This is a genomic window from Protofrankia sp. Cr2, assembly GCF_963555885.1.
Lineage (GTDB): Bacteria > Actinomycetota > Actinomycetes > Frankiales > Frankiaceae > Protofrankia.
The window spans coordinates 1,370-1,881 of the sequence record NZ_CAUVXG010000062.1 but is presented as its reverse complement, the minus strand read 5'-3'; the positions used below and the strand labels follow the sequence as shown (position 1 = coordinate 1,881).

At 70.5% G+C, this 512-nt stretch carries 1 pseudogene; it reads right to left on the bottom strand.

Going from position 1 to position 512, the window contains the following annotated elements:
* Positions 1-117 precede the first annotated feature (117 nt).
* Positions 118-512, bottom strand: a pseudogene (locus U9978_RS20525) (hypothetical protein); the annotation flags it as partial.

Below are 512 nucleotides of genomic sequence, written 5' to 3'. Positions count from 1 at the left end.
TCGGGAGTCCGAGAGCGCCCGGGAATCTCGTAGCGCACTGTCCGCCGGGGCGGCAGGTCAAGCACGCGGGCGATCTCGGCGACGGGGCGCCGGAGGCGTCACAGGTACCTCTCACCGTCAGTCTGAGATCGTGAGGACCTCCGACAGCGGTCGGCGTGGGGCCGGCTCAGCCGGGACCCCTCCGGCCGCCGGCAGGCCGAGGAGGATGACCATCTGGACTGTTCCGGTGCTGTCAAGGATTTCACGCAGTGTGACGCGGATTGCGTCGATATCCTCGGCGTGCCCGATGGGACATGCGGCCACCGACAGGGCGGTGGCTGTCAGTAGAACCCGTGCGAGTGCCTGACCTGCTGCCATGCGGTCGATGGGACGGTCGGCGGCGGTGCCGAGCACAACGATGGAATCCTGGCCGCCCGCCCGCCCGACGCGAGCGGGTGGCGGGTCCGTCACGAGGTGATCACCGGTCCCGGCGCCGTCCAATGTGGCCAGCCAGGCGTCCTCGGTCGCGGCCG